Source organism: Amycolatopsis lurida (assembly GCF_900105055.1).
In the GTDB taxonomy this organism is placed as follows: domain Bacteria; phylum Actinomycetota; class Actinomycetes; order Mycobacteriales; family Pseudonocardiaceae; genus Amycolatopsis; species Amycolatopsis lurida.
Genome location: NZ_FNTA01000003.1, coordinates 201,953 through 220,403 on the forward strand (window position 1 = coordinate 201,953; position 18,451 = coordinate 220,403).

18 protein-coding genes are annotated in these 18,451 nt (G+C 69.8%); 9 read left to right on the top strand and 9 right to left on the bottom strand.

The features are described from left to right. Positions 1-83 precede the first annotated feature (83 nt). Positions 84-1,727 (top strand): tannase/feruloyl esterase family alpha/beta hydrolase, encoded by a 1,644-nt coding sequence (locus BLW75_RS03295; protein ID WP_034318504.1) that lies wholly within the window; start codon positions 84-86, stop codon positions 1,725-1,727. 61 nt (positions 1,728-1,788) lie between these two features. Here the strand turns inward: BLW75_RS03295 and BLW75_RS03300 are convergent, their stop codons facing one another. From BLW75_RS03300 to BLW75_RS03315, 4 genes are all read right to left on the bottom strand, one after another. After that, positions 1,789-2,451, bottom strand: a complete 663-nt coding sequence (locus BLW75_RS03300; protein ID WP_034318501.1) for an ABC transporter ATP-binding protein — start codon at positions 2,449-2,451, stop codon at positions 1,789-1,791. Further along, positions 2,451-3,143: an ABC transporter ATP-binding protein gene (locus BLW75_RS03305; RefSeq protein ID WP_034318499.1), complete on the bottom strand. Its 693-nt coding sequence runs from the start codon at positions 3,141-3,143 to the stop codon at positions 2,451-2,453. The genes BLW75_RS03300 and BLW75_RS03305 overlap by 1 nt, the downstream gene beginning before the upstream one ends. Beyond that, complete coding sequence (locus BLW75_RS03310; RefSeq protein WP_091596679.1) at positions 3,136-5,712, bottom strand: FtsX-like permease family protein; 2,577 nt, start codon at positions 5,710-5,712, stop codon at positions 3,136-3,138. The genes BLW75_RS03305 and BLW75_RS03310 overlap by 8 nt, the downstream gene beginning before the upstream one ends. A gap of 147 nt (positions 5,713-5,859) precedes the next feature. Then, the gene (locus BLW75_RS03315) at positions 5,860-9,048 is read right to left on the bottom strand and encodes an AfsR/SARP family transcriptional regulator (RefSeq protein WP_034318698.1); all 3,189 of its coding nucleotides are present in this window, start codon (positions 9,046-9,048) and stop codon (positions 5,860-5,862) included. Between the two features lie 95 nt (positions 9,049-9,143). Between BLW75_RS03315 and BLW75_RS03320 the strand changes: the two genes are divergently transcribed. Continuing rightward, positions 9,144-10,019 (top strand): NAD(P)-dependent oxidoreductase, encoded by an 876-nt coding sequence (locus BLW75_RS03320; RefSeq protein ID WP_034318493.1) that lies wholly within the window; start codon positions 9,144-9,146, stop codon positions 10,017-10,019. Positions 10,020-10,030: 11 nt separating this feature from the next. Further along, positions 10,031-10,891 (top strand): NAD(P)-dependent oxidoreductase, encoded by an 861-nt coding sequence (locus BLW75_RS03325; protein WP_034318490.1) that lies wholly within the window; start codon positions 10,031-10,033, stop codon positions 10,889-10,891. A gap of 191 nt (positions 10,892-11,082) precedes the next feature. Here the strand turns inward: BLW75_RS03325 and BLW75_RS03330 are convergent, their stop codons facing one another. Next, positions 11,083-11,967, bottom strand: coding sequence for a LysR family transcriptional regulator (locus BLW75_RS03330; protein WP_034318487.1), 885 nt, complete (start codon positions 11,965-11,967; stop codon positions 11,083-11,085). A gap of 79 nt (positions 11,968-12,046) precedes the next feature. On the opposite strand from BLW75_RS03330, the gene BLW75_RS03335 reads away from it, so the two are divergent. Both BLW75_RS03335 and BLW75_RS03340 read left to right on the top strand, forming a co-directional pair. Then, entirely contained in the window at positions 12,047-12,949 is a 903-nt protein-coding gene (locus tag BLW75_RS03335; RefSeq protein WP_198935804.1) for an EamA family transporter, read from the top strand. After that, positions 12,946-13,566, top strand: a complete 621-nt coding sequence (locus BLW75_RS03340) for an NAD(P)-dependent oxidoreductase (protein ID WP_034318484.1) — start codon at positions 12,946-12,948, stop codon at positions 13,564-13,566. Before BLW75_RS03335 ends, BLW75_RS03340 begins: the two co-directional genes overlap by 4 nt. Before the next feature lie 2 nt (positions 13,567-13,568). Here BLW75_RS03340 and BLW75_RS03345 read toward each other — a convergent pair whose 3' ends face one another. Further along, positions 13,569-13,805 carry a hypothetical protein gene (locus BLW75_RS03345; protein WP_034318480.1) on the bottom strand — a complete coding sequence of 79 codons (237 nt, stop codon included), beginning with the start codon at positions 13,803-13,805 and terminating at the stop codon, positions 13,569-13,571. 62 nt (positions 13,806-13,867) lie between these two features. On the opposite strand from BLW75_RS03345, the gene BLW75_RS03350 reads away from it, so the two are divergent. After that, positions 13,868-14,467, top strand: coding sequence for a TetR/AcrR family transcriptional regulator (locus BLW75_RS03350; RefSeq protein WP_034318477.1), 600 nt, complete (start codon positions 13,868-13,870; stop codon positions 14,465-14,467). 13 nt (positions 14,468-14,480) lie between these two features. Then, positions 14,481-14,966 (top strand): ribonuclease E activity regulator RraA, encoded by a 486-nt coding sequence (gene rraA, locus BLW75_RS03355; protein ID WP_034318691.1) that lies wholly within the window; start codon positions 14,481-14,483, stop codon positions 14,964-14,966. A gap of 6 nt (positions 14,967-14,972) precedes the next feature. Here rraA and BLW75_RS03360 read toward each other — a convergent pair whose 3' ends face one another. Further along, entirely contained in the window at positions 14,973-15,866 is an 894-nt protein-coding gene (locus tag BLW75_RS03360) for an NADP-dependent oxidoreductase (RefSeq protein WP_034318474.1), read from the bottom strand. Between the two features lie 70 nt (positions 15,867-15,936). Between BLW75_RS03360 and BLW75_RS03365 the strand changes: the two genes are divergently transcribed. Together BLW75_RS03365 and BLW75_RS03370 are read left to right on the top strand one after the other, a co-directional pair. Beyond that, positions 15,937-16,542 (top strand): TetR/AcrR family transcriptional regulator, encoded by a 606-nt coding sequence (locus BLW75_RS03365; protein WP_034318472.1) that lies wholly within the window; start codon positions 15,937-15,939, stop codon positions 16,540-16,542. Beyond that, positions 16,536-17,375, top strand: a complete 840-nt coding sequence (locus BLW75_RS03370) for an MBL fold metallo-hydrolase (RefSeq protein ID WP_034318470.1) — start codon at positions 16,536-16,538, stop codon at positions 17,373-17,375. The genes BLW75_RS03365 and BLW75_RS03370 overlap by 7 nt, the downstream gene beginning before the upstream one ends. Here BLW75_RS03370 and BLW75_RS03375 read toward each other — a convergent pair. Then, positions 17,343-17,789 carry an LppU/SCO3897 family protein gene (locus BLW75_RS03375; protein WP_034318467.1) on the bottom strand — a complete coding sequence of 149 codons (447 nt, stop codon included), beginning with the start codon at positions 17,787-17,789 and terminating at the stop codon, positions 17,343-17,345. The two genes, BLW75_RS03370 and BLW75_RS03375, sit on opposite strands and share 33 nt — an antisense overlap. A gap of 43 nt (positions 17,790-17,832) precedes the next feature. Continuing rightward, positions 17,833-18,444: a class I SAM-dependent methyltransferase gene (locus BLW75_RS03380; RefSeq protein WP_034318464.1), complete on the bottom strand. Its 612-nt coding sequence runs from the start codon at positions 18,442-18,444 to the stop codon at positions 17,833-17,835. Between the last annotated feature and the right edge of the window lie 7 nt (positions 18,445-18,451).

The window sequence follows — 18,451 nt, forward strand, 5'->3', positions numbered from 1 at the left end:
CCGGAAACCTGGTGGACAACCGACGGGGCCGGGGCCAGGGTGAAGACACGACTGAAGCCGATCCGGGAAACTGGGGTGGGGACATGCGGCGGTTGTCCATGCTCGGCGTGGCGGCGCTCATCACGGCAGGCTCGATACTCACGGCGCCGGCGGCCACCGCCGGCGAAACGACGCTCCGCCCGGTGCGCTCCTGCGCCGACCTGGTGCGGACCTATGACATCCCCGGCGCGGTCACGCACGTCGAGACCGCGACCGTGGTACCGGCGACGGCGACCGAACCGGAGAACTGCGACGTCCGCGGCCACGTCGAACCCGCGGTGCGGTTCCAGCTGCGGCTGCCGACCAAGACTTACGCGGGCCGGTACCTGCAGTTTGGCTGCGGCGGATTCTGCGGGGTGGTCAACACGCCTCCGTTCGCCGATTGCGGCTTCCCGCACGGCGGTGACGTCGCGGTCGCGGCCACCGATGACGGTCACGTCGGCAAGACCCCCGCGGTCGTCGATGACGGCAAGTGGGCCGAGAACGACCAGGCCGCGCGCGACGACTTCGCGTTCCGGGCGCCGCATGTGGTCTCGAAGGCGTCCAAGCGCCTGATCACGCACTTCTACGGTGCTCCGCCGAAGAAGTCGTACTTCAGCGGCTGCTCCGACGGTGGTCGCGAGGCGCTTCTGCTCGCGCAGCGCTATCCCCACGACTTCGACGGCATCGTCGCCGGCGCGCCCGCCGGGTACTGGGGGCCGCTGCTCGGCGTCTACCAGACCTGGCTCGCCAAGGTGAATACCGGCGCCGACGGCAAGCCGGTCCTGACCGAGGACAAACTCCCGGCCCTGCACGCCGCCGCACTGTCCTCTTGCGACAAGTCCGACGGGCTCGGCGACGGTGCCATCGACGATCCGCGTACCTGCCGCTTCGACCCGGCCACCATCGCCTGCCCGCCGGGCACCGACCACGCGGGCTGTCTCACCGCCGCGCAGGTCGGAGCCACCAAGAAGATCTACGCGCCGCCGACCGACGAACACGGCCGCAAGCTGTACCCGGGCGGCCAGACCGTCGGCTCCGAACTCTCCTGGTACGGCTGGATCATCCCGTCCCCGGAAACCGGCGGGATTCCGTTCGCGCACGCGCTCGCGGACAACTACCTGAAGTACATGGCGTACCCGATCGGGACACCGCATTCTTCGGTCGAGAAGTTCGCTTTCACCGCTCGTGAATTCGACAGACTGACCCCGGAAGGCGTCCGCTCCAACGCGATGGCTCCGGACCTGCGCGAGTTCCGGCGTGCGGGCGGGAAACTCGTGATTTGGCACGGCTGGGCGGACCAGGCGATCCCCGCCGCGGGCAGCATCGACTACTACGAGCGGCTCACCCGCGCCAACGGCGGCCCCGCCGCGACGCGGGACTGGGCGAGGCTGTTCATGGTGCCCGCGCTGTACCACTGCGCGACCGGTGACAAGCTGACCGAGTACGACCCGCTGAAGGAACTCGTCTCCTGGGTCGAGCGCGGAACCGCGCCGGACCGGACGATCGCCACCGGCCGCGACGCCGACGGCAAGGTCTTCCGCACGCGGCCGGTGTTCCCGTACCCGCTGCAAGCGAAGTACGACGGCACCGGAAGTGTCGACGACGCCGCGAACTTCGTGCCTGTTCCGCCTTCGCGGCCTTCGCACGATCTCGTGAACTGGGCGGGGAACGGCCTGTACGGGAAGGCTGGACCGGTCGCTCCCTGAGGTGTCTTGGCGCGTCTCGTGAGTGGCTAGGACGGTTAGAACCGTCCTCACCACTCACGAGTCAGGAAAGGACGCCGTCCAGCAGTCGAACCCGCCGGTCCGCGATCCGGTGTACCTCGTCGTCGTGCGTCGCCACGATGACCGCGGCACCCTCCTCGGCGCAGCGCCGCAGCAGCCGAAGCACCCGCGGCGTGCTCCCGGCGTCCAGATGCGCCGTCGGCTCGTCGGTGAGCAGGACGCGGGGACGCCCACTGACCGCCCTGGCGAGCGCGACTCGTTGCTGCTGCCCGAACGAGACCTCGAGCGGATAGCGGTCGCCGAGATCGCCGATCCCGAGTTCCTCCAGCAGCTCCGAAACCCGCGCGTGGATGTCTTTCGCGCTGGGTTTGGGGACGTCGGACCGGAGCCGCAGCGGCAGCGCCACGTTCTCCGCGATGGTCAGCTCGTTCGCGAGGCCGAGCGCCTGCGGCAGGACCGCGCAGGTGTGCCACGGCGGCGCACCCGCTATCGGGACGCCGTCCAGCAGGACACTGCCGGAATCGGGCGAGTCGAAACCGCACAGCAGTGCCAGCAGGGCGCTCTTGCCGGAACCCGACCGGCCGGACACGGTGACCAGTTCGCCCGCGGCCACCCGCAGTTCGAGCCCGCGCAGGACTTCGACGTCCCCGCTGGGATGGGGGAACCGGCGGCGCAACCCGACGGCCTCGAGGGCGGGTTCCGCCATCACGGCACGACCTCCCGTTCTTCGACTTCTTCCAGTCTGCCCTTGTGCATCCGCGCGACCCGGCTGCCGAGTTCGATGAGCCGGCCGTCGTGCGAGGCGACGATGACGGCGAAATCCTGATCCGCCAGGTACCTCAGGGTGTCGAGCACGCGGTCGGCGGAGCCTTCGTCCAATTGGGACGTCGGCTCGTCGGCGAGTACGACGGTCGAGCGGCGGGCCAGGGTGCAGCCGAAGGCGAGACGCTGCTGTTGCCCGCCCGACAGCGCGGAAATCCGCCAGCTGCCGGTCCCGCCGAGTCCCAGCTGCTCGAGGATGTCGTCGGGAAGGCATTCGGTCCCGGCCGATTCCGCCGCCGCGCGCAGATTGTCCGCGACGCTCAGATACGCGAGCAGGTTGTCGGTCGGGTTCTGGAACACCAGGCCGAGATGGTTTCGCCGCAGCGCCCGCCGGTCACGATGCCGCAGTTTGCCGGTTTCGCTGCCCTGGAAGGAGATCGTGCCCCGCACGGGCTGCTCGAAGAGGCCGAGCGTCCGCAGCAGGGTGGACTTGCCGGAGCCGGACGGCCCCGCCAGCACGGTGATCCCGCGCGCCGGGATGTCGAAGGTGACGTCTTCGACGCCGGTGACCGTGCCCGCCGGCGTCTGGTAGTCGACGCCGATCCCGCGCAGCCGGAAGATCGGTTTCTCAGGCACGGATCAACTCCGCGGTCCGGGCGGTGCGCACCGAGCGCATCGCGATCCAGCCCGCCAGCGCCACGACGAGCACACCGACGGCGAGCACGGTCAGGGCGAGCGGGGTCGGGTCGGGCAGCGCGGACTGCGGCGGGAGGAACGTCGCCGGATCGAACCGCGGCACCGAAAGCCCCGCGACCGAGACACCGCATACGACACCGATGACCACGGCGAGCCCGCTCAGGGTCCCCAGTTCCATCAGATGACTCGCCAGCAGGGCACGCGGCCGCATACCCATCCGCAGCACCAGAGCGCCGGCCAGCGCGTTCTGGCGCCGTCGGACCTCGACCGCGACCAGCAGCGACAGCACTGCCACCACGCCGAGCACGGCCCCGAGCAGGGCCATGAACGAGAACGTCCACGACACCACGTAGAACGGGAGCGCGTCGAGCGCGGACTCACGGGTGACGCGGTTGACCGCCGTCACCACCCCCACGGAGGCCAGCGCTTCAGTCACCTGCGTCATCGACGAGCTGGAGAGCACGCTCCACTTGGGCACGGTGCGCAACTGCGCCTCGGTGAGCGATTCCCGCGAGATCACGTAACCGGCCTTGGTGCCGATGATCGGGAACATCGGCAGTTCGCCGATCGCCTCGGCATCGGCGAGACCGGCGGGCAGCGTGGTCTTCTGGGCGGCGTCGTGTCCGATCCGGATGGCCGGGACACCGGCGCCCTGACCCGACAGACCGCTCAGCAGCCGGTCGACCTCGGCGCCGTCGAGCGGACCGAGCGTGGCGGCCTGCCTGAAGGTTCGCGGGTCCACGACCAGCACGACATTGCCGGTGCCGGTCAGCTCGCCGACGATCGTGGTGCTGCCGCTGACCGAGGCGGGCAGCGTGACCTTCCCGGTGCCGACGACGCTTTCGGTGTCGACCCTGGTCTCGGCCCCGACGAAGATGGCGGACTTCGTCTGCAGGGCCTCTTCCTGACCGCGCGCGATACCGATGCCGGTGGCCAGGGTCCCGATGGCGAGCGTGCCGATCACGAGTACACCGGTGACCGGTGCGCGGGCGCTGGCGAGCCGCCGGATCGCCAGCTGCAACGCGGGCCGGGACCACAGCCGGGCGCGATGCGACGCGTGCAGGGCGAGCCAGGCCAGTCGTGCGGCGACGAGCCCGACCGTGAGCACGACGAACACCGGATACGTGAGGGCGAGCGGGTCGACCTGGGGGAGCGGATTGCCGATCCGCGAACCCTTGCTGTAGTCGACGAGCCGGTTCCAGCCGAGCAGGGCGACACCTGCGGTGAGCAGTTCCCACGGGAAGAAGGCCAGGAACTTCACCTTCTTGCGCCCTCCGGAGCGGACGCGCCCGAGCTCGAACTCCCGATGGGTCCGGACGGAGATCACCCCGGCGAGCAGCGCGAGGGAGATGAGCAGGATCGCGGCCGCGACCAGCGATCCCCAGAACGTCGCGCCGTCGTCCAGTTCACCTGGTGGTCCGTAAAGCCCGAGCAACAACCGGGCGAGCACAGCGCCCGCCGCGCCACCGGCGACGATCGGAAGCCCGAGTTCGGCGACCGCGAGCAGCCCCAGCGCCCCGGGGCCGCTGCCCCGCGCGGACAGCAGTCTCAGCTGCGGGTGCCGCCGCTGGTACCACTGCAACGCGACGGTGCCGATCCCCGCGCAGCCGACGAGAATGCTGATGGCCGCGAGCGGCAGGATCGAGATCAGGACGTTCGATTCCGCCTGCTTGCTGATCTCGACCGAGCGCTCGAACGGCAGCGACCCGACGATCGCGTCACCGAGGCCGCGGGAGCCCAGATCCGCCTTGACCGCGGCGATGAGGGCCTTCGAACGTTCCTGCAGGTCTTCGGCTTCGCTCACCGTCTTGGGCGGAGCCTCGTAGAACGACATGTGCAGCGTCTTGATCGTCGGGATGCCCAGCGCGCGGACGGTGTCGTCGAAGGTCTTGCCGTCGTGGGCGAACATGACCGAGTCGAGCGGATCGTTGGCGAGCCTGCTGACGACGGCGTTCCGCTGCTGCGAGCACCACCAGCGCGGCGCCGGGTCGGGAAGGTCGCGGTACAGCCCGGTCACCGGAGGAATCGGGGTGCCCTTGATGCTCGGAGTGGCCCCTACCTTGATGTTCTCCGCTCCGGCGACGACGGTGCCGAGCAGGAAACCGGCGCCCGCGGATCCGCTCGCCACGTCGAGATGGCCCTGCGTGGCCTGGTCACGATGGGCGAGAACGACCTTGTAGTTGGGGTCACCGTTGAACTCGGTGCCGAAGAGGTACGGCGTGTAGCGGGAGGTGACCGGCGCGGAGAAGCCGTGCGCCGGGGCGTTCCGGCGGACCGAGTCGACGACCTGCGGAGCCACCGCTGCGGGCACGTTGTCCTTGCTGAAAACCGGCCCGTAATAGTCCGGGCACACCATGCCGGACTGATACGTCACGGCCGCGCCACCCGCGGCCGAGGCCTGCAGGACGGCCGCGGTTCCGAGGAAACACGCCAGCAAGGTGGTCACCGCGGCGATGATCAACGTCAGGGGACTGGTCAGTGCCGCCTTCGGAGCCGCTCGCCACGGCATTGTCACCCTGGGCCCGCCGGGAGCCCCCCACCTCACCCGCATGGATACGCACGCTACCGGTCACGACGCTCGGACGACAGGAAGAAATCACTGTTTGTTGCTGACGTGAAGTAAGGCCTGGTCCATTGTGGTGATACGGGTACGTGATCACTGACTGTCCGTCACCAATCGATCGATCGGCGTCACCTCACCCGCCTGACTCTCCGCCGAGAATGCGGTTTCTCCGATCGCCGCGACGATCATGTCGGTGATCCTGTCGACGTCGACGCGTTCGGCTTTCGGCAGGGGAGCGCCCACCGAGCGCCGCGAGGCCGCGGCGGCGCCGAGCAGCCGCGCGGCCAGGTGATACGAGCCGTCGGCCGCCTCCGCGCCGGCCAGGCCTTCGAGGCCGAGGGCGATCGCGCGGGGATCCTCGCTGTGCCGGGCGATCGCGAGACCGTCCAGGTGGAGCCGCTTCGCCGCCACGGCGTCTCCGCGTTGCTCGGCGATGAACCCGAGCTCCGCCAGGATCAGCGTGCTGCCCGCTTCGGACTCCACCCGGCGATGCCAGTCCAATATGGACAGCAGCCGCTGCTCCGCCTCTTCGAATAGCCCCTGCCGTCGGGCGCCGAGTGCGAGCCCTGTCTCGGCGTAGACCTCACCGGGTTTGAAACTGTGCTCCACGGCCAGCGTCCTGGCCCGTTCGTGGAACTCCTTCGCTTCTTCGAAGTCACCTGTGAGCAGCGCGGTCCGGCCCAGCCACGACAGTTTGTAGGAAACCTCCGGCCACAGCTCCAATTCCTCCGCGCGGCGAAGGCTTTCCCGATGGACGCGGGCGGCGTGGTCGTAGTCCCCGGCGATCGAAGCCAGCATGCCGATGACGAACGAGGCCTGCAACCAGCCCCAGCGTTCGCCGAGCCCGTCGAAGACGGCGGCGCTCTGCGCGGCGATGCGGCCGCCTCCGGTGAGGTCGCCCCCGGCGATCAGGTGGGCAGCCCTGTCGCTCAGCGCGGCGGCGGCGCTCCAGTCGTCACCTAGGTCGCGGGCGGTATCCAACGCGCCGAGGGTGAGCTTCTCCGCCCGGCACAGGTCGCCGACCGTGGACCACGCGTAGCCGAGGAACCACAATGTTCGCGCCCGCACGAGGGGATCGGTGATGCCCCATACGGTCTCTTCCGCCGCGCCTTCCGTGGCGGTGCCGTCGAGCACGGCGATCCCGGTTCGCCAGCCGAGCGCCTGCGCGTACTCGTCTCCGGTGGCGGCCTCGGTGCCGAGCACGAGATCCAGCGAGCGCTTGGCCTCGGTGAGCCGTCCGCGGAGGAACCAGAACCAGGCCGTCGCGTTCACCAGCCGCAACGCGAGCCGATGTTCTCCTTGCCGCAGCAGTGTTTCCAGCGCGCGCCGGATGTTGGCTCCTTCGGCGTCCAACCTGTCGAGCCAGCGCCGCTGCTCTCTCCCGCGCAGGCCCGTGTCCCCGCGTTCGGCCAGCTCGACGTGGAAACGGGCGTGCCGCAAGTACAGGTCGTCGAGTTCACCCGTCTGCTCGGCGTGGTCCAAGGCGAATGCCGATACGGACTCCAGCAGCCGGAACCGCGGTGCCCCCGACGTGCCAGGCCTGCTGACCACCAGCGACCTGTCGACGAGCCGCGACACGAGGTCCAGCACATCGCCGGCGGCGATCTCGCCGCCGGCGCAGACCGACTCCGCCGCGTCGAGCCCGCAGCCCTCGGCGTGGACGGCGAGCCTGCGCAGCACGATCTGTTCGGGCTCGCTCAACAGGCTCCAGCTCCAGTCGATCATCGCTCGGAGCGTCTGCTGGCGACGCGGCCCGCCTCGCCTGCCCGAGGACAGCAGGGCGAAGCGGTCGTCGAGGCGGGCGAAGAGTTCGTGCACACCCAGTGTCCGGACCCGGGTGGCGGCGAGTTCGAGCGCCAGCGGGATACCGTCGAGAGTGCGGCAGATCCGGGCGACCACGGCCGCGTTCTCCGCGTCGAGCGCGAACCCCGGCGCGGCCGCCGCGGCGCGGGCGGCGAACAGCCGGACGGCGCTCGACTCCCGCACGGCGGCGAAATCCGGCAGCTCGGGCAGCTCCAGCGGCGGCACCGCCCAGACGTTCTCTCCAGGCAACCCGAGCGGCTCCTGGCTGGTGGCGAGGACGCGGAGCCGGGGCGCCGTCGCGAGCAGCCTTTCCACCAGCGCGGCGACCGGTTCGACGATCTGTTCGCAGTTGTCCAGTACGAGCAGGATCTCCTTGTCCCGCAAGGCATCGGCCAGCGACTGGGTCAGCGTTCCGGTCGACGTCGCGTCCTCCCGGAGATCCAGTACGGCCGCCAGGACGACGGCGACGAGATCCTCGGGCGGGCACGTCGGGCACTCGACGTTGTCCAGACCCGCGAGCTCGACGAGCCAGGTGCCATCGCCCATCTGAAGCTTCGACGCGGCCTCGATGGCGAGCCTGGTCTTGCCCACACCGCCGGGCCCGGTCAGGGTGACCAGCCGCGCGTCGGTGACGAGCGCCACGACCTCCTTGACCGCTGTCGTGCGGCCGATCAGTTCGGTCAACGCCTCCGGCAGATTCCCGCGCACCGGCCGGGCGGCCCGGACCGGCTCGAGATCCGGACTGCGGGTGAGGATCGCCTGGTGCAACGCCGCGAGCTCCGGGCCCGGTTCGAGACCGGATTCGTCACGCAGGCGGACACGCAGTTCGGCGTAGGCTTCGAGAGCTTCGCTGTGCCGTCCGGCCGCGTACAGGGCACGCATCAGCAGGCCGCGGAGCCGTTCCCGGAGCGGATGGCGCGAGACGAGCCCGGCCAGCTCCCCGGTGAGGACGCCGTGTTCGCCGAGCGCCAGCCGGGCTTCTGCTCGCTCCTCCTCGGCGAGCAGCCTTTCCTCCTCCAGCCGCTGAGCGGCGGCGACGGCGAACGGCTCGTCCTCGAATCCGGCGTACGCGGGCCCTCGCCACAACGCCAGCGCATCCGCCAGCAAAGCGGCACGGGCGCGCGGGTCGACGGCGTCACGGGCACGGGCGGTGAGCGCGCGGAACCGATGGACGTCCAGGTCGCCCGGCTCGACGGCGAGGACATACCCGGCCGGCTGGTGCGTCACGAGTTCCCGCGCGCCGGGCTCGGCGCGCTCCAGCGCGCGACGCAGCTGGGAGACCTTCGTCTGCAGGGTGTTGCCCGGATTGCCCGGCGGATGCTCGCCCCACAGGTCGTCGGTCAACGACGACACCGACGCCGCCCTGCCGTCGCGGCTGAGCAGCCCCGCGAGCAGGAGGCGGACCTTCGCCTCGGGTACGACGACGGGCTCGCCCGCGGTCGTCCACACGGCGAGTGGTCCCAGCACTCCGAATCGCACGAAACCGACGTTAGCGCGGACCACCGACAGGATCGTGCGCGAGGCCGTGCGCGGACCCGCAGCGATCCGTGCGCGGCCCGCGTCACGGTGGTCCCATGAGCGAACACGGCAAGACCCCGGTGACGGTACTGGGGCTGGGCGCGATGGGAACCGCGCTCACAGAGGCACTACTGGCCGCGGGCCATCCGGTCACGGTGTGGAACAGGACCGCGGGCCGCGCCGAAGCGGTGGCGGCGAAGGGAGCTTCGGTCGCTTCGACCGTCTCGGAGGCCCTCGCGGCGAACCAGATCGTGATCGCCTGCCTGCTCGACTACGACTCGGTGCACGAGGTCCTCGACCCGGTGGCCGCCGAGCTCGCGGGCCGGCAGCTGATCAACCTGACCAACGGCACCCCCGGCCAAGCGCGCGAAATGGGTGCTTGGGCCGAAGAACTGGGCGCGGAGTACCTGGACGGCGGGATCATGGCCGTCCCGCCGATGATCGGCACCCCGGCGGCGTTCATCTTCTACAGCGGCTCGGGCACGGTCTTCGGCCGGGCACGCACCGCGCTCGACACCTTCGGCGGCGCCAACTACCTCGGCGCGGACCCGGGGCTGGCACCGCTGCACGACATCGCGCTGCTCAGCGGGATGTACGGGTACTTCATCGGCGTCATCCAGGCGTACGCGCTCGTCGGCTCGGCCGGGGTCAAGGCGCGGGAATTCGCGCCGCTGCTCCGAGCGTGGATCGACGCGATGAGCGGCTTCCTGGAGCGCTCCGCCGAGCAGATCGACGACGGCGACTACGTGACCGACGTCGTGTCGAACATCGGGATGCAGGCGGCCGCCTACCCGAATCTGGCGCAGGCGGCCAAGGACCAGGGCATCAGCGCCGAGTTGCTCACGCCGCTCCAGTCGCTGATGGACCGGCGAGTCGCCGACGGCCGCAGCGCCGAAGACCTGATCGGCGTCATCGAACTCCTCAAAAAGTAAAGGAAAACACAATGATCACACTGATCGGGCTCGGCCCGATGGGACAGGCCATGGTCCGGGTGCTCCTGGAGAACGGCCACGGAGTGACCGTCTGGAACCGCACCGCCGCCCGTGCGGACGACGTCGTCGCCGCGGGTGCGGTGCGCGCCGCGACCCCCGCGGACGCGGTTGCGGCGTCGGATCTGGTGCTGCTGAGCCTCACCGACTACGCCGCGATGTACGACATCCTTGGCAAGGCCGAGGATGCCTTGGCGGGCAAGGTGATCGTCAACCTCAGCTCGGACACCCCGGAGAAGACCCGCGAAGCCGCGGACTGGGTCAAGGCCAGGGGCGGGCAGTTCATCGCCGGTGGCGTGATGGTGCCCGCCGAACTGGTGGGCAAGGACGAGGCGTACGTCTTCTACAGCGGCCCGGCCGACGTCTTCGAGAAGCACCGCGAAACCCTGGCGCTGATCGGGCGACCGGACTTCCTCGGTGAGGACGTCCGGCTGGCGCAGCTGTTCTACCAGGCGCAGCTGGACATCTTCCTGACCTCGCTTTCGGTGTTCCTGCACGCGAGCGCGCTGGTCCGCTCGGCAGGCGTGCCCGCGCAGAAGTTCCTTCCGTACGCCAAGGACAACTTCACGATGATGGATTTCTACCTGGACGCCGCGGTCGAACAGATCGAGAACGGCGAGCACCCCGGCGACGACGCCAACGTGACCATGATGGGCGCGACGGCCGACCACATCGTCCAGGCGAGCCGGGACGCCGGGGTCGACTTGGCCTTGCCCGAGGCGGTCAAGTCGCACTACGACCGGGCGATCGCCGCCGGCCACGGGCGTAGCTCGTGGACGAGCCTCTTCGAGATCATCAAGGCGGACCGCAAGTAAGCGCCCGTGGCTCGTGAGTGGTTGGGACGGTTCTAACCGTCCTTACCACTCACGAGACTTGACCGGCGCCCGACCAACGGCAGTAGGTACTCGGCAGGTGTGAAGGTCGAGTTTCTCGGCTGAGCCGAGGGAAGCCTATGGGGCTAACGTGGCCTTCACGGACCGGCCCGCGGCCAATCTCACCCAGGGAGCTAGCGGTCCGTTTCGCTCACGACGCCCAGAATCTCCAGGAAGGCCTTCGCCGCCGGAGTGCTCGTGAAGCGGTTCCAGACGAGGTGCTCGATCCGCGCGGGCGCGTCCCGCACCGGCACGGTGACCACGTCGGTCAGGTTCGGCACGAATTTCGACGGCAGCAGCGCCACCCCCAATCCCTGATGGATCAGCCGCGCCATGAAGTCGGCGGCCGTCACCTCGAAGGCGACCTCCCGGGTCACTCCCGCCGCGGCGAAGGCCTGATCCGTCTGGGCGCGTCCCGCGGATCCGGCGGGGAAGTCGACGAACACCTCCGACGAGAGCCGCTTCAAGTCCACTTCGGACTCGACGGCGAGAGGGTGCCCGGGAGCCACCACGGCGATCAGATCGTCGCGGCCCAGTTCGCAGGTGGCCACGCCGTCCGGCCGGTCGGTCACCGGGAGGCCGAGGAACGCGACCTCGATCGCACCGTCCTTGATCTGCTCCACCAGCTGCCCGCTCGCCCCGACCCGCAGCCCGATCCGGACGTGCGGATACCGGCCGCGGAAGGTCTGCAGGGCGGCCGGGACGTCGACCGCCGCGACGGTCGGGATGACGCCGACGGTGAGCCGCCCGCGGATCTCGCCGACGGCCGCCGCGACCTCCGATCCGGCCCGCTCGGCGGCCTCGAGGCATTGCCGGGCGGCGGGCAGGAACGCCTCGCCGGCGGTGGTGAGCCGCACCCGGCGGCTTGTGCGCTCGAACAGCCGCGCGCCGAGTTCCCGTTCCAGCCGCGCGATCTGGTGGCTCAGCGCCGATTGCACGACGAGACACCGTTGCGCGGCACGCGTGAAACTGTTCGTCTCCGCCACGGCCACGACGTACCGCATCTGCTGAAGCTCCATGGATCCATCTTGAACCACGATGGATCAAGTGACAAACATGTGTTGGACTCATCGATCGTCGAGGTCGAAGCTAGAAAGCGTGAAAACGCTGACGACCACACCGCTCGCCGCAGGTCTCGCCGGGACGGCGATGACCGCCTTCGCCCCCATGGTCTGGGGGACGACTTACGTGGTCACCACCGAACTCCTCCCGCCGGGACATCCGCTTTTCGCGGGACTCATGCGCGCCTTGCCCGCCGGCCTGATCGTGCTCGCCATCACCCGTACCCTTCCGCGCGGCACCTGGTGGTTGAAGGCCGCAGCGCTCGGCGTCCTCAACATCGGGTTGTTCTTCCCCCTGCTGTTCGTCGCCGCCGAACGGCTGCCAGGCGGAGTCGCGGCCACGCTCGGCGCCGCCCAGCCGCTGCTCGTCGCGATCCTCGCCGTGGCCGTGTTGCGCCAGAGCCCTTCCGCGTGGCGGTTCGCCTGGGGGATCGTCGGGATCGTGGGTGTCGGCTTGGTGGTGATCGGACCCGCGGCGGGCTTCGACCTCGTCGGGGTGCTCGCCGGACTCGGCGGCGCGGGCACCATGGCGCTCGGCGTCACGCTCACCAAACGATGGGGACGCCCCGCTGACGTCGGGCCGACCGCGTTCGCCTCGTGGCAGCTCACCGCGGGCGGGTTGTTCCTGGTGCCGGTGACCTTCCTGGTCGAAGGCGCACCGCCCGCGATCGACCTGAACGCGGCCCTTGGCTACCTCTGGCTCGGAGCGATCGGCGGTCTGCTCGCCTACGTCCTCTGGTTCCGCGGCATCACGTCCTTGCCGGTCACCTCGGTCGCGGTCCTCGGCCTGCTCTCGCCGATGGTCGCCGCGGTGCTCGGCGCCGTGCTGCTCGGTCAGTCGCTCGGACCGATCCAGCTCGCCGGGTTCGCGCTCGCCCTGGCCTCGATCGTGGCAGGCCAGATCACCCCGAAGAGCAAGCAGGAAGGCGTTGTCCGATGAAGATCGCCGTCGTCGGAGCGTCGGGAATGGCGGGTTCCCGAATCGTCGCCGAGGCCGTTTCCCGCGGACACCACGTCACCGCCGTCTTTCGCCGCACTCCACCGGCAGTTCCGCATCCGGACGTGGAAGTCGTACGCGGCGACGTCACCGATACCGGCCACATGAGCGCGGTATTCGGGGGAGTCGATGCCGTCGTGGGCGCGACGAGACCCGCACCCGGCGCCGAAGACACGGTCGCCGCCACGGTCACGGCCCTGCTCGACGCCGCGGCGGGCACTCGCGTCCTGGTCGTCGGCGGCGCCGGACCGTTGCGGTCGCCGTCCGGCGGGCTGGTGATCGACGATCCGGCGTTCGTGCCGCCGGCGTGGCGGACCATCGCCTCCGCCAGTACGAGCCAACTCCGGGCATGCGAGGCCCACGCGGGCGACTGGGTGTATCTCAGTCCGCCCGCGATACTCGAGCCCGGGGTCAGGACCGGGGGTTACCGACGGGGAACGACGACCATCCTCACCGCGGAGGACGGATCGTCCGGGATATCGGCGGAGGATCTCGCGGTCGCCGTCGTGGACGAGCTCGAGAATCCGGGCCAGGACCGGCATTTCACCGTCGGGTACTGACGCTACAACCGCCACTTCAGCTCGGGCGGGTCTCCGGGCGAGGGCGTCTCCGGACTCCGTTCGGCCTCGATCTGGATCTCGATGTTGGTCTTGTGCGAGATCGGGTCCCAGATCTCCTCGATCGGCGCCAGCAGCGACTGGCTGACGCCCGCCCGGCGGGCACGCGCGGCGTACCACGCGAACCCGGCCAGGAAGAGGGGAAGGCTGAGAAACGCGGCCACCGGTGCCAAGAACTCCATGCGACGGACGATACAGTAACGTCGTGTATCCAGAAACGTTCTGTTACTGAATCGGACGGGCGATGACCAGGCTGACACGGGCCGAACAACAGCGGCGCACCCACGAGCACCTGCTGGAGGCGGGGCGTCAGGTCTTCCTGCGGCGCGGCTTCCTGGCGGCGACTGTCGAGGAGATCGCGGCCGACGCCGGGTACACCCGCGGCGCCGTCTACAAGCACTTCGGCGGCAAGGAAGGACTGTGGCTGGCGATCATCGAAGCCACCGCGGAAGGACACTTGGAGCGGTTGAGGAGGACTCTCGCCCTCGCCACCGGCCGGGACGACGTGATCGCGGCCCTGGCCCCTGTCGACGTGGTGGACAAGGATGCCGCCCAATGGAGCGCGGCGGCCGCGGAAGTGCTCGCCGCGACGGCGCAGCAACCGGAAACCGCCGCGCTCGTCGCCGCCGTCCAGCGGCGTCATGACGACGAGGTCGTCTCCCTGCTCGCCGAACATGCGCGGCGGCTCCGCCTCGAACCCGCCTTGCCGCTCCGGGATGCCGTGGTGATGCTGGGCGCTCTGGGCATCGGGCTCGCCCTGCGGCAGGCGGTCGCACCCGCCGCCGATCCCGCCGCCATCCTCACTCACGTGCTGGACTCGGTGTTCCCGCCCGAGGTGACATGAGAAGCTCGTGCGCGTGATCGATTCCTTCACCACCGCCGACCTCGTGGACGAGCACGGCGACCGGCTGCGCGTCTGCGACACCCAGTTCCGCCAGTTCGGCGGGCACCGGAAGTTCTCGGGCCCGATCCGGACCGTCTCCTGTCACGAGGACAACGGCCTGGTCAAGAAACTCCTGGCCACTCCCGGCGACGGCGCCGTCCTGGTGGTCGACGGTGGCGGCTCGCTGCACAGTGCGCTCACCGGCGACATGATCGCGAAGTCCGCCGTCGACCACGGCTGGTCCGGCATCGTCGTCCACGGCGCGGTACGGGACAGCGCCGAGCTCGCCGGGCTCCCGCTCGGAGTGAAGGCGCTCGGCACCAACCCGCGCAAGAGTTCCAAGGCGGGCGCCGGCGCTGTCGACGTCCCTGTCGGTTTCGGGGGAGTGACCTTCACTCCCGGCGACACGCTCTACGCCGATGACGACGGCGTCGTGGTCCTTCCCGCGGCCGGATCCTGAACCGGCTCAGACGACGATGACCCGGCGGCCGCGGGTGTGCCCGGCGTGGCTGTCGGCATGCGCCGCCGCGGCGTCGGCGAGCGAGTAGGCCTTCTCGACCGGGATGTGCAGCTTCCCCTGTGAGATGAGGTCGACGGCCTCGGCCAGCGCGTCCGGCACGCTCCCGGCCACGCCGGAAAAGCGGACACCGAGCTCCGGCGCGCCGAGATCGGCGATGGAGACGACCTTCGCCGGATCCCCGGTGAGCTCGACCAGTTCGGCGATCACCCCGGACCCGGCCAGATCCAGAGCGGCGTCGACGCGGCCGAGTCGCCGCACCCGTCCCACCCAGCCCTCGCCGTAGGTCGTGGCGAGCGCGCCCAGGCCGCGCAGGTACTCCTGGTTCGCGGCGCCCGCCGTGCCGATCACCGCGATGCCGCGTTCCCGCGCGATCTGCAGCACCGCGGACCCGACCCCGCCGGACGCGCCGCTGACCAGAAGATTCTCGCCAGGGCGCACCCCCACTTCGCGGATCAGCCGTAGCGCGGTCTCGACCACGGAGGGGTATCCGGCCGCCTCCTCGAAGCTCAACCCTTCGGGCATCACGGCCCACGCCGTCAGCACGGCGAACTCGGCATAGGTGCTCGCGCCCTCGCCGAACACGAAGTCCCCGATGTCTACTCCGGCGACACCTTCGCCGATCTCGTCCACCACTCCGGCGGCGTCCAGGCCCACGCCGGACGGCAACACGGTCGGATGCGCGCCGAGAACCTGGCCTTCACGGATTCTCCAGTCGACGGGGTTCACCCCGGCGGCCCGCACCGCGATGCGTACCTGGCCCGGGCCGGCGTGCGGATCTTCGGCGTCGACGAGCTGCAGGACTTCCGGACCACCGAACTCGGTGAAGATCACTTTCTTCATACGACCGACCGTAGCACTAACGGTTAGTGTTTTGGAACCGTTGTTGTTTTGGATCTGATAGCGTCACCGCATGACCGTGCCGACCGGACGTCGTGAGCGGAAGAAGGCCGCGACCCGTCAGAAGATCGCCGACACCGCGCTGCGGCTTTTCCTGGACCGCGGGTACGACGCGGTGGGTATCCGCGAGGTGGCCGCGGAGGCCGACGTAGCCGTCACGACGCTCTTCTCCCACTTCGCCTCGAAAGAGGCCTTGGTGTTCGGGCAGGACGCGGAGTTCGAGCGAGGCCTTGCCAGGGCGGTCACCGAACGGGCGCCGCACGAGCCACTCATTCCCGCGCTGCGCCGGGAGGTCCACGCGATGGTGCGTCACTGCACGGTCGACGGCGCCGCCCCGATCTGGCGCATGATCGACGAGTCGCCCCCGTTGCGGGAGTACGAGTACTCGATGCGGCTGCGTCACGCGGAGTCCCTGGCGGCGGCCATCGCGGCGGATCCGGGGTTCTCGCGGTCCGCGGCCGCCTGCCGGACGATCGCGAGGTTCGTGATCGACGCCTACTCGATCGGCCGGGAGGCGGCCGATCCCGAGGCCGCGGTGAACGAGATCTTCCGGATGATCGAAGCGGCCTGGGAAGCCGGTGGTCCCGGCCCATCACCAGCGGAGGGCTCGCCGTGCTGACACAGGTCGCGGAGGGTGTGCTGGTCCATCAGAGCGCGTTGCTGGAGAACAACACGGTCGTCGTGGAGGGCGGGGACGGAGTGTTGCTCGTCGACCCCGGCATCACGGGCAGCGAAATGGCCTGCCTCGCACAGGATCTCTCCGAGTCGGGCCGACCGGTGGTGGCGGGTTTCGCGACGCATCCCGACTGGGATCACGTGCTCTGGCACACCGAACTGGGTGACGCGCCTCGGTACGGCACCGCCCGTTGCGCGGAGTACCTGCGAGATCTGCGGTCGAACGTGGACTGGAAGACCGGCGTCGCCGAGGGGCTGCCGCCGGAAATCGCCGGGGAGGTGCCGCTGGAGCTGTTCGGCCTCATCACCGGTCTGCCCGCCGGAACCACCCGGATTCCTTGGGACGGCCCGCGCATCCGGATCATCGAGCATCCGGCCCACGCTCCCGGTCATGCGGCGCTGCTGATCGAGGAACGCGGAGTACTCGTCGCCGGCGACATGCTTTCCGACGTCCTGGTCCCGATGTTCGACGACAATGGGGACCCGGTCGAGGACTACCTGGCCGGGCTCCGGGTGATCGGAGACCTCGCGGGCGACGTCGATGTCGTCGTACCCGGCCACGGGGCCGTCGGCGGCGCCGGGGAAATGCGGGCTCGGATAGACCTGGACAGGGCGTATGTGCACGCCCTCCGCGACGGCCGGACTCCGAACGACCCGCGAATCGGCCCGTCGGCGAAACCCGGATGGGAATGGGTGAGCGATCTGCACGCCGGGCAATCCCAGAGGCTCGCCCGGAGGCAGCCATCAGCCTCTCGGCATGACGCAAAGTTCCCGTGACTCCCCGGACTTGAAGTCGTAGACGACGGGATTGCCGTACTCGTAGCCGGGCACGGAGTCGCAGTCCGAGCCGGACGCGGACGCGAGCTGGGCGATCACCGAGTAGTTGGCGGAGCTGTCCGAACAGTGGACCCGGACGGCGCTGGCGCTGAACGCGCCGTTGCTACCGGCGTCTTCGTCGGCCGAGATGCAATCCCCGGCCTGCGCGGAGAACGGGTCGGGGTCGACCTGGGGGACATTGGCACCGGACGAGCCGCCGCTCGTGGTGATCGCCACGGTCACCGCGATCGCCCCGCCGGTGACGACGACCGCCGCCGCGGCGATCCCGACGATCAGCCCGGTCTTCGGGGCCTTCTTCGGCGGCGCGACGGGATACTGCTGCCAGATCGGCGACTGTTGCTGAGGGTAGGTCACGTCATCAGGATCGGCCTCGCCGATGAAATTCCGATGACAGGCTTCACTTGCGGGCGACGAGCCGTTCCACCAGCCCGAGCTTGAACCGCTCCTGATGCTCCACGGCCAAGCCGAGACCGTCGATCTTGTCGAGCGGGCGGCGGAGGAAGTGCTCACCCGCCATCGGCACGGTGATCTTTTCGGCGATCCACTGCAGACCGCGGACGGCGCGCGACGAGCTCGCGATGTGGTCGAGCAGGATGAGCCTGCCTCCTGGCCGGAGCACCCTGGCCATCTCCCGCAACGCCTTGCCGTCGTCGGGGATGGCGCAGAGTCCGAGAGTGCAGACCACCGTGTCGAACGAGTCGGCGTCGAAGGGCAGGCCATGGGCATCGGCCCGCCGCAACGTCACCGGGTGGCCGAGGCGTTCGGCGCGGCCGCGGGCGATGGCGAGCATGCCGTCACTGAGATCGATACCGGTGAGCGTGACGCCGGCGGGATAGAGCGGCAGGTTCAGGCCGGTGCCGACGGCGACTTCGAGGACTTCGCCGGTGGCCTGGCCGCAAGCCCACGCACGGGAATCGCCGAAGAGCTTCCGGTCCAGGAACTGCATCTCCCGGTCGTAGTTACGGGATTTGGTGTCCCAGTATCGGTTCCAGCGGGCGGGCCGGGTCATGACGCTC